Source organism: Halopenitus sp. H-Gu1 (genome assembly GCF_041821145.1).
GTDB lineage: Archaea > Halobacteriota > Halobacteria > Halobacteriales > Haloferacaceae > Halopenitus.
In genome coordinates this window covers 1-10076 of record NZ_JBGUBC010000042.1, presented here as the reverse complement: position 1 = coordinate 10076, position 10076 = coordinate 1, and the positions used below count along the sequence as shown (strand labels likewise).

The following is a 10076-nucleotide window of genomic DNA, read 5'->3' as shown; positions in this document are numbered from 1 at the left end:
GGCGCTCAGACCCCTTCCTCAACACCCGAGCGAAGCGAGGGGATACAGCGCCAGTCACTGTCCAGCCACCGAGATCATTCCTTTGACCACTTCGGGGTCTGCGGCGCGCTCGAATGCACGTTGCGTGTCCGCAAGGGAACATTCGAAGTCGACGAGCGACTCGACGTCGACCTGCTCCGACGCAAGCAGTTCGATAGCCTGCGAATACGTATTCCGGAACCGGAACGAGCCGCTGATGTCGAGTTCGTTGTCGATGAGATCGAAGACGTCCGCCGACAGCTCCGGATCTTGCGGGAGACCGACGAAGACCACCTGACCTCCCTTGCGGACGGTCGCTATCGTCCGGTCGATCACTGCCTCCGCACCCGAACACTCTAAGACGACGTCGACGCCACCGTCAGTGACCTCGTCGACAGCATCGACCAGTGACTGCTCGTTCGTCTGGATCGTATGGGATGCTCCTCGCTTGGTCGCCAGTTCGAGTTTTCGCTCGACGATGTCAGCGACGATCACGTCCGTCGCTCCCGCGGCGTACGCGGCGTCCATGCACAACAGCCCGATCGGACCGCATCCGGTTACGAGGACGGTATCACCCGAATCGACGTTTCCACGTCGATTCGCGTGGATCGCAACGCTCAGTGGTTCACAGAGCGCTCCCGCACGCGTCGAGACGGTCTCCGGGAGCGAATACGTCCGTTCGGCGGGCCACGAGACGTACTCGACGAGCGCCCCGTCATCCGGCGGCGAAGCCATAAAGTGCATATCCTCACAGAGATTGTACTCGTCGATGTCACAGTACCGGCACGACCCACAGGGAATGCCCGGTTCCAGAGCCACTCTGTCACCGACCGATGATCCGGTGACGCCCGCACCAGTCTCGACGATCGTTCCGGAGGATTCGTGTCCCATGATTGTGGGCACAGTGAGCTCATTGTCTCCGTTGTGGCCGTGCTCGTAGTAGTGCATGTCGGAGCCACAGATTCCGACGTGCTCGATTCGCACCACTACCTCTCCGGCCTCCGGAGTTGGTCGTTCCCGTGTCTCCATCTGGAACTTCCGTGTCTCTTTGAGTAGAACGGCTTTCATCGTTTATTTCCAGAGAATGTCTGGTAGCGTCAACTCGCCGTCGATCCCGATAGCATCTACCGTCATTGTCGGGAACTCTTCGGTAGTCGAAAGCACTTCAATGGTGTCGTCAGTCGCAAGGATAGTATCCTCGGATTTGGCGCCTTCCACACTCGGGTTCCAGGCGTAGGCCATCGGTAATTCTATGGATGCATCGTGATTTGGCGTTGCAGTCCACTCTCTCGATTCGTAACCGAGTGCACCACCCTGATGGTGATTTTTCCATTCTGCCCCATAGCCTAATTGTTCATACGCAGTTTGGATGGCCTCGAACACGTCACTAGCTGTGCCGCCGTCGACGCCCGTACGCGGCGTCTCAATGGCTCCTGTCGCCGCAACTCTGGAAACGTCTTTATAACGCTCTTCAAGCCAGTCTGGAGCATCGTCGAATGCGACTGTTCGCGTGACAGCAGCATTAAGACCACAGTCGACACCTTCGACAGTTAAGACGGCGTAGCCACCCACCTCGATGTCAGTTGGAGTGAAGTGCCGGTAGCGCTGGACACGGTCCTCGCCACCGACGAGAGCGACGAGTGACTCAATACCTCGTCGCTGGAGCGCTTGATGAAGGTTTGCAGCAATCTCTTGTTCGGTATCTGTCGGCGTAACATCTCGTGCGACCTCTTCAACGGCTTCAGCCGTCTCACGGCTTAGCGTTCGATAGCGCTTGATGTCTCCATCGGTGAGCGGCTGCGTCAGTTCTGATCGTTCGATCCGGTCACAGCCACGACACGCGAAATCCGTAGCCGCTGGTACTGAAGCAATCTTCGTGACCATCTCCTTGACGCTACTTTCATGCCATGGATAGTCCACGATATTGACGTCGGCATCGACTTCTTCGTCAAGGAGTCGGTCCCCTTCAATATTCGAAGTCACGATGGTAATTTCTTCACCATCGTATCCAGCGGCGGCGATGCCGGTTCCTCCCTCCCGAACGATCAAATTGCTACCGCCAGTGAGCCAGGCGAACATTGGTGGTGTCGCGAACCACACTGACTCGAGGTCATTTGTCGCAAGATACTCGCCTAATCGATCGAGTTTGTCCTTTTCACTCATAAATTGAGGTCAGTGGATCCAAATCTGCGCTACCTGATAAAGTTCGAGGGATTGGGAGCGGATCGGGAGGTGGAACGTGTAGTCATGGTGTCAGTCGGTTGGATGCAGATGTCCTGGTTCCTCATCATCCGGATGTTGGCGTGCCTCCGTCTGTGCAGCGCCGGCAACATCGCCATGAGCGAGATTCCGCCACCCGAATCCGGCCAGCAACCCTCCACAAGAATCGCCCATGCGATGAAGCGGGCTAGTTTTCCAGTCGGCGTGAGCAGTCCCTCGACGGAATAGAGTCCCTGGGCGCCGTTGACGCCGGCGTGAAACACCATCGTGATCAGGACACTGCCACGTCGTTGTACAGCAACGTCGCGACGATCGAGATGCCGACCACGATGACGGCGTAGCTGGGAAGATCGACCGCCCAGCCAGTAACGCCGCGTTCGATGATTCCGCTGGGTGTGTGCCAGACCGTCCAGAGGACTCCGATGATTAGACTCGATACGAGCGCGCTGTATCGCTCCTGCAGATAGGGGAGCGCGAACCTTCGCCAGCTGAGTTCCTCGTTCCCACCGCCCCATATAAAGATATTCAGGTAGGATTCCGCCGTGATCGCCGCCGATCGACGGCCGACCTTTCGTGTTTTTGTAAAACGTGAAACAGCAGTTACTCAGTCTAGACGACACATAAATCGCTCAATACAGAAACTACATCTTCCACCCATTCCCGGGTGGCTGATGGCCCTACCACTGGTTGGCGGGCGATGGTCTCATTCCTCCTCGACAGTCGCGACATCCTGCCACGACTCACCGAAGAACGCCCGTAGCGCCCCGAGGACCCCTAAGTACGTCCCGAAGACGACGATTACGAACGGGACTACGAGTGCCAGCACTAAACTACCGAGTGAGTTAATTCCGAACATCTGGAGGGGCGTCATGTTTTTCGGTATCCCTCAGTCTTGTATAATATTGTCGAACCAGAAGCACAACCAATGTGCGGCCGAGACCGAAAGCGACCGATACGCCAGTAAGATCTCTTGGTTGATTCGGGAGTATTCTCAGGAAACAAACGACGATCACGTCGGAGGCGTTGATACCGGCCATTCCTTCCTTCACACGCATAATGCGCAGACGTGAACCGATCGGAACACTCGGGGTGTCACTTATCACCCGTCTCCGTGATCGATTCGACGTGATACGCGACGGAACGGTGTTCGACGACGACCACCTCCCACATGAAATCGTTGGCCGGAACGACATCACCGTTGTTCTGCCGGAGCGGGTGTACGAGAAGCTGACCATCAACCGGACGACGTCGAGGCACCACCCGTCGACGCCGCTATCGACGAAGGCTGGGCGACGATTGCGGTGCCGATCGAGTTCTCAGACCGACCGTCTCGCGGGCGATGGACGGCGTCCAGCGGTACAGTGTGAACGCCGACACCGGTTCCACCCGGCTGGGTTCGCGGTCGCCTGCCTCTACAAAGCGGGTTGTGAGCAAGGTCGACGGGTGACGCAGAAAGAGCTCGCTGCGGCCGCGAATGTCTCGTCGGTGACGGTCCGAACGCACCGAGACGCGCTCAACGAACTCACTGTCTAGACCGGCCATGTGGGGAGCGAGGGCTTTCCGTCCTCCCAACGGATCGCTGCCAACGCTGTGGGTAATTGCTGAAGTCGGTCATCAAGGACGGAGAGAGGATGCATATCGAGAAACGTTGCTTCATACCGATCAACGGGTGTCTCTTCGTAATTGACTTGGACGTGACAGGGACCGAAGTCCTGGTGATCGGAATCCTGATGGAAGCCAAACATGAGGTTCCGCTCCGGTTCGATCCAGTTGAAGCGATAATAGACGTACTCAACACCGGCTGGATACCAAAATCGAAGTTCCAGTCGTGCGCGCTCGGCGTCAGAGGAACCACCCACGAACAGTGCCGTGTCAATATCTGCGATCACGTAGCGAGGACGTCGCCGAGATGGGCGATAGCGTACGTTCTCACAGCCGGCTTGGTTCGTCAACCGGTCGTGAATATCTCGGAGGAGGGTGCGTTGCGTGTAGCGGTCGCGACCAGCAAGAAAGATCATAGTGCCTGTGAAACTAGGGTTAGCTCGTGGCGCGGTCGGCCATGTCGGTCATCTGCTCGCGGGCGGATTCGACATCCGAGTAGAGTTCCAAGGCATGCTTGATGAGTTGCCGATCCTCCTCGTTCTCGCGCCAGAATGCGATCACGTCGCGGCGGTCACGGAGATCGGAACTTGACAGGTCACTGTCGGCAAGCGACTGTTCGAGATCCTCCCACGTTTCGACATCGTACGTCTCCTGCCACGCCTCGATTTCCTCGGTGATCGCCGCCAGCTCACTCCGGAGTTCCTCGCGTGTGTTCTCCTCGATGAGCGTGCGGATTTCCGCAAAGAGAAGGCGGGTATAGTCCGGCTGATAGAGCGTCGTGTCGCCGGCCTCGACGCGGCGCAGTCGTCCCTGCTCGACGAGATCTTGGAGTTCCTCGTTGGTCGTGCTCCACGCTGCATCCGCCTGGTTACTGATCCAGTTTATCGATCGGGGCTCACGAACTGTTTCGGTAACTGACCGAATGCGCTCGCGTGCGCTCATCGTCTCAGTCCATGACTGGACACCATCTCTCGAGGACTCGGACATACTGGTCACCTCTATCGATAGTATTCGCGTTGATGTCTCATATATCTTTATATCCTTGTAAATAGTTGAGAGCTACTCCGAGTCGGCCTACCTTGAGGTCGAAATGTCATTCCGGCAGAAACTTCCAGCCAACCGATGTCGAACCGCTATACTGACCGAACAACAACAACCGAAGTCAGATCCGTTTCGATACGTACGTTGTCATGCGTTTTGCGGGCTGTTTCGAGTTCCAGTTGCACGATCGGGGTGAACTCGATCAGCTATCGATGAGGAATTCCTCACGGTACACCGTGGCGGCAACCAAACCGGAACGGTTACGGGTTGGTGTGATATAGCGTGTCGTAACCCGATCCTTCGAGCCTGACATGACCGATTCAACGACGACCTCCGTGCTTATAGTTGATGACGAAGAAAGCGTGGTCCAGCTCTTTCGTCAGTGGCTCAAGGATGATTACGACGTCCACACCGCACTCAACGGGGATGAGGCACTGGAAATCCTCGAAGGCGACCCCATCGACGTCGTTCTTCTCGACCGTCGGATGCCTGGTCTATCCGGTGATGAGGTATTGGAAACGATCAACGAGGAAGGAATGGACTGCAAAGTCGCGATGGTGACAGCTGTCGATCCTGGTCTGGAGGTTATTGAAATGGGATTCGACGATTACGTGGTGAAACCACCGTCACGTGAGGAGCTTCACCAAACGATCGAAAACTTGCTGGAGCGAGGAGAACATTCCGAGCGCCAACAGGAGTACTGGTCGTTGCTCTCAAAGCGGGAAGTACTCCGGGACAAGATGAGTGAGTCCGAATTGGAAGAGAGTGACGAGTACGCCGAACTTAAGACACAGATTGCCGAACTCAGGGATGAAATTGAGGCGACACAGGAGCGAATGGGCGAAGACGTTGAATTCCTCACGACGCTTCGACATATCGAAAACGGATCGGAGTCAACGTGACCATGGTTCGCCACCAAGAAACACCAGTAGGTATGGCGGTGTCCCGTACTCAATGGTGTCCGCGCCATAACAAGTCAGGTAGCCGGATCCAGACACCTCCCATCATGGGTGGCGATCGAACGAAACCGGTCAGCCGATCCGGATGTTTAGTCCGCTTCAGCGGTGGTGGCTGGTAGATGGACGAATCCATCACCACGTACGAGGTTGATACTGACTTTCCCATCCCGGAACTCTCGTCAGTTGAAGCCGGCCAGAACCTGTTATTCGTCGGGCCAGACGACGTCGACTGTCGGTCGCTCGGCCTGCAGTTCCTTGCCGGGGGCACCAGTTACGATCAAGGGTCATTGGTCATAACCTTCGACGGCTCCGTCGAATCTATTATCGAACAGTATCAGACGTTCGCTGAAGAAGATGACCTCGATTCGCTGGCGGTCATCGATTGCTCGGATTCCGAGGAACCACCCGACTCCCTCACGGACAGTCAGTACTTTCCCGTCCAGTCGCCATCGAGCTTGACCGACATCGGTATCTCATTTATCGAGTACGATGATACCCGCGCTGAGAACTTCGTCGGAACTCGCGTACTCGTCGAGTCGATCACGGCGCTGCTCGAACACGTCCCTGAAGAACGGGCATTTGAGTTCATCAACGCCTTCGTCGGCCGATTCGCGACGGCTGGGTATCTGGGGGTGTGGACCATGGATTCATCAGCACACGACGAACAAACACGGTCAACGTTTGAGGAACTCTTCGACGGTATCGTCGAATTCCGTCAGGCGGATGGAACAGCCGAGTATCGGGTCCGCGGACTTCAAGACGAGACGTCCGAATGGGCCTCGTTCTCGGACGCCTAAGGCATAAGGAAAAATGAGAGCAAGACGAGAGCGACGAGAGCGTTACTGTATTTCAAGCCGCTGAACAGCGAATCGTCCGTAAGCAGTCCGAGAAGGAGGCCGTTACCGAACGCCTGAATGAGCGCCGAGTGGAAGAAAACCGTCCGGTAGGGTATGACCGGTATCTCTCCGACAAACAGGTCGGGTTCCCGTGTTGGTATCGCAGTTATTTCTGGGAGAAAGAAACTCTCGAAAACGAGGATGACGAGGAGATACACAAGCACTCCAAGGATGATGACGATTGCGTACATTTCCATCTCGCGTCTCCGGGCTCGTTGAAGCGAGAGGCGAGTTTCGAGGTTATCCGCTAACGACCGCAGAGGGACGGCGAGTTCGTTAGTCGAGGTGGTCAAATCCCTGATCACGGAGACAGTCAGCGTTAGACGCGCGATCCTCAGGCGGTTGGCAAAGGCTGTGAGCGCCCTTGCGACGTCGTCCTCCAGTTCGATATCCTGGGATACGGTTCGGAACTCGGATGCGATCGGATCGTCGTACCGACGCGACACTAACTCCACTCCGTCGACGAAGCCTATTCCCCGTTCGTTGGCACTTGCAAGGGTATAGAGAGCGTCTGGAAACCGCTCTTCGAGGGATCGCTGTCGTCTACGCTTGACCTCATGAAAGGCCATTAGTACAACGGTTATGACGAGCATCGGTATCACGACGAAGCCGGTCGTAAAGCGAACCGGCTCCGTTAGATAGGCCTCTTGAGTGGGTTCGAGAATCCCTGTGACGACTGCGAACACGACGAAACCCAGCGCGACCGGGACTGTCAGGCTCAGCGAGTACAGGGGCTTTTCCTGTAGTGTTACTAACGGATTCTGGAACCGACGCAAAAACCGCCGGCGGTGTGACTGCTTGGTGTACTCAAGAAACCATGATTCGGACGTCTCCGGAGGTTTTGATTCCGGTTTCTCCTGTTCAAACGCCACTCCGGTTTCGAGCCGGTACGGCCGCAAGAGCTGGTGGATGGCGACCATCGAGACGAGTATCCCGAGTGGAATGCCGACGTACGTCAACAAGTGCAGATAGTCCATAACGTCCGAGCCGGTTAAACCGAACAGGATGAGGACGACAAGTAGTAACAGAGGGCCAACGAAAACGAGCGAGACGTACGCTTCAGCCAGTGTCACCAGCGATTCCAACAGTTCCTCAAGCTCGTCTTCCGTCCGTTGGAGCTGTTCGGCCACTTTCTGATCAAGGAACGGCCTCACACCACCGCCGGACTCGAGAACGCTCACGAAATCATCAAAGAATTCACGCAACCGATCACTCGGAGTCAGGGACTTAGCGTTTTCAAGTGCTGTCAGGAGTCCGTCGTTGTATAGTTCGGTGTCCTTTCGAATCACATCGAATTCGAGGGCGATGTCTCCGTAGACGCTTTCGAGTGCTGCAAGTTCGTGAATCAACGTCGTCGGGTTCTGACCAGTCTGGCTGAGCGCCCGCATGAAGATCGTCACGTGTGGGAGGGTGACGCCGATTCGACGTCCGCGCCTCCGAGCGATGAAGCGTGGATACAACAGGTAGCCCAAGGCGAGACCCCCACCGGAAAGCAACCCAGCCACCACAACGATCGTGAGACTAAGTCCGATGCCAATGCCGATGCCGATCCCCTCATTGAAGAGAACACGAAGCACGATGGCCAAGGCTGCGATGGTTGCACCGACGATGGCGGCGACGCCACTCCTGATTACAGTCCGCGTGAGGTAGACGTCGTACGTCGTTCCGATTCGAGCCCGACTGAGCCACTGCTGGTAGTCGCGATATCGGTCCTGTTGATATTTGAAATGGCCCCGAATCCGTCCATACGTTTCCCTGAACGCCTCCGGATCGTCTCGTTCCAGTGGTGGCTCCTCCGGAAGGTAGCGACGGTACTCTACCGGATTTGTACACCGTTCTGTCGGGTCGTCGGAACTCATCTGTGTTTGGCTTCGATCGTGGTTGGATCGAAGGTGTCCTTCTGTATATTGTCTAAGACGTGTTCGCGGTCCCTGGCGAACATGTAGAAGGTAGTAATTACGTCGTCGTAGTCGGTGTACCCGTGTTCGATGAGGTATCGGAGGACGGTCTGACGCTGGTATAACTCCTCGATTATTTCCAACTCGTCCCAGCCGCGATCCTCTGCGATACGCTGGAGAATACGAGAACTCCCATAGAGGTCCTCCGAATGGTCGTGGGAGTCCGTATACGGGTCCCAATCGAAAAGTGGGGTGACCTCAAGCGACGAGTCAGGCATAGCGACCTCCGAGATCTGGTATGCTCGGCGTACGCGATGGTCCTTCAGAGAGACCTGCCGTTGGACCGAAATAATGTCAAGCGAATTTATCATTCGTGGCGGGACATTTAGCGGTTCGCTTAGGAAGCGGTCAACGGCGCTCTCTGCATCCCGTGCGTGAAAGGTCGTCGAACCGGGATGGCCGGTGAAGATCGAGTGGAAAAACGTCCGGACGACTTCCGGATTCGTCCGGATCTCTCCGACCAGTAGGTATTCAGGTCGCTGGTGGAGGGCATCCTGAAGCAGATCGTACATCCCGATATCGGACCGTTTGTCCACCCCGGTCGTCTCCCGCGTTACGCTTGCGATCCAGTTGTCGTGTGGGATCGAAATTTCTCGAATCTGTTCGACCGAGACGACCTTACTATTTGGTGGCAAGAACAGCGAGACGGCGTTCATACTTGTGGTCTTGCCCGAGGCGGTTGGCCCGACAAAGACAACCGACATGTTGTTCTCGACCGCGAGCCATAGGTACGCCATCTCGTCAATCGAGAACGTGTTTAGCTCAACGAGTTCGACCGGCGTAAACGGTGTCTCTCTGAACTTTCGGATCGTGAAATTCGAGCCACGAGCGCCGATGTCCGTGCTGAGGGTCAGTTGGATTCGCGATCCGTCAGGAAGCATCGAATCGCCCCGAGGCGTTGCCGCCGTGAGGTTCGTGTCCGCATGCTGGGCCAGCCGCATGGTGTACTCGTCGAGCCAGTCCTCATCGAACGTCAGGTTCGTCTCAAGGTCCCGGTAGGACTGGTGATACACGAAAACAGGGATATCGTGACCGTCACAGGAGATGTCCTCGATCTTTGGGTCACGCATCAGCGGGTCGATCGGTCCGTACCAGGCGAGATCGCGCATGAGGTAGTACTGCAGGACGTGCAGTACACCCGGATCGACTTCCCGAGCGTGATCTTCTATCACGGATCGAAGCTGTTTGGTCGAGAGTGTCCCATCAGCACTCAGATCGGATATTGACTGATTTCGCCAGACGTCTCGAATCACTCGCTCCAAATCCTTTCGGACATACCGGGCCGTCTCCGAGAGTTGCGGTTCGAGGATATGATAACGGTGATCTCGGATGTCTTCGTCAAAGAGGATTGATACGTAGGCATACGGTTCGTTTACCCAGTA

10 protein-coding genes and 2 pseudogenes are annotated in these 10076 nt (G+C 56.2%); 4 read left to right on the top strand and 8 right to left on the bottom strand.

From position 1 onward, the window contains the following. Positions 1 to 54: 54 nt before the first annotated feature. From ACERIT_RS15735 to ACERIT_RS15720, 4 genes are all read right to left on the bottom strand, one after another. Complete coding sequence (locus ACERIT_RS15735; RefSeq protein WP_373675805.1) at positions 55 to 1086, bottom strand: NAD(P)-dependent alcohol dehydrogenase; 1032 nt, start codon at positions 1084 to 1086, stop codon at positions 55 to 57. A gap of 3 nt (positions 1087 to 1089) precedes the next feature. After that, on the bottom strand, positions 1090 to 2181 hold the full coding sequence (locus ACERIT_RS15730; protein ID WP_373675804.1) for a M24 family metallopeptidase: 1092 nt from the start codon (positions 2179 to 2181) through the stop codon (positions 1090 to 1092). A gap of 328 nt (positions 2182 to 2509) precedes the next feature. Next, positions 2510 to 2755: a CPBP family intramembrane glutamic endopeptidase gene (locus ACERIT_RS15725; RefSeq protein ID WP_373675807.1), complete on the bottom strand. Its 246-nt coding sequence runs from the start codon at positions 2753 to 2755 to the stop codon at positions 2510 to 2512. 186 nt (positions 2756 to 2941) lie between these two features. Beyond that, entirely contained in the window at positions 2942 to 3109 is a 168-nt protein-coding gene (locus ACERIT_RS15720) for a hypothetical protein (RefSeq protein WP_373675803.1), read from the bottom strand. Positions 3110 to 3363: 254 nt separating this feature from the next. On the opposite strand from ACERIT_RS15720, the pseudogene ACERIT_RS15715 reads away from it, so the two are divergent. Both ACERIT_RS15715 and ACERIT_RS15710 read left to right on the top strand, forming a co-directional pair. Continuing rightward, positions 3364 to 3613: pseudogene (locus ACERIT_RS15715) on the top strand (hypothetical protein); the annotation flags it as partial. A gap of 11 nt (positions 3614 to 3624) precedes the next feature. After that, positions 3625 to 3771: pseudogene (locus tag ACERIT_RS15710) on the top strand (transcription initiation factor IIB family protein); the annotation flags it as partial. Here ACERIT_RS15710 and ACERIT_RS15705 read toward each other — a convergent pair. Further along, positions 3768 to 4256: a hypothetical protein gene (locus ACERIT_RS15705; protein ID WP_373675802.1), complete on the bottom strand. Its 489-nt coding sequence runs from the start codon at positions 4254 to 4256 to the stop codon at positions 3768 to 3770. The pseudogene ACERIT_RS15710 and the gene ACERIT_RS15705 sit on opposite strands and share 4 nt — an antisense overlap. A gap of 19 nt (positions 4257 to 4275) precedes the next feature. Next, complete coding sequence (locus ACERIT_RS15700; protein ID WP_373675801.1) at positions 4276 to 4827, bottom strand: hypothetical protein; 552 nt, start codon at positions 4825 to 4827, stop codon at positions 4276 to 4278. Between the two features lie 365 nt (positions 4828 to 5192). Between ACERIT_RS15700 and ACERIT_RS15695 the strand changes: the two genes are divergently transcribed. Beyond that, positions 5193 to 5783 carry a response regulator gene (locus tag ACERIT_RS15695; RefSeq protein WP_373675800.1) on the top strand — a complete coding sequence of 197 codons (591 nt, stop codon included), beginning with the start codon at positions 5193 to 5195 and terminating at the stop codon, positions 5781 to 5783. A gap of 176 nt (positions 5784 to 5959) precedes the next feature. Further along, entirely contained in the window at positions 5960 to 6637 is a 678-nt protein-coding gene (locus tag ACERIT_RS15690; RefSeq protein ID WP_373675799.1) for an RAD55 family ATPase, read from the top strand. Here ACERIT_RS15690 and ACERIT_RS15685 read toward each other — a convergent pair. Both ACERIT_RS15685 and ACERIT_RS15680 read right to left on the bottom strand, forming a co-directional pair. Next, positions 6634 to 8313, bottom strand: coding sequence for a type II secretion system F family protein (locus ACERIT_RS15685; RefSeq protein WP_373675806.1), 1680 nt, complete (start codon positions 8311 to 8313; stop codon positions 6634 to 6636). The genes ACERIT_RS15690 and ACERIT_RS15685 overlap by 4 nt on opposite strands. Positions 8314 to 8591: 278 nt before the next feature. Then, the coding region (locus tag ACERIT_RS15680; protein ID WP_373675798.1) for a type II/IV secretion system ATPase subunit at positions 8592 to 10076 on the bottom strand (1485 nt) is incomplete at its 5' end.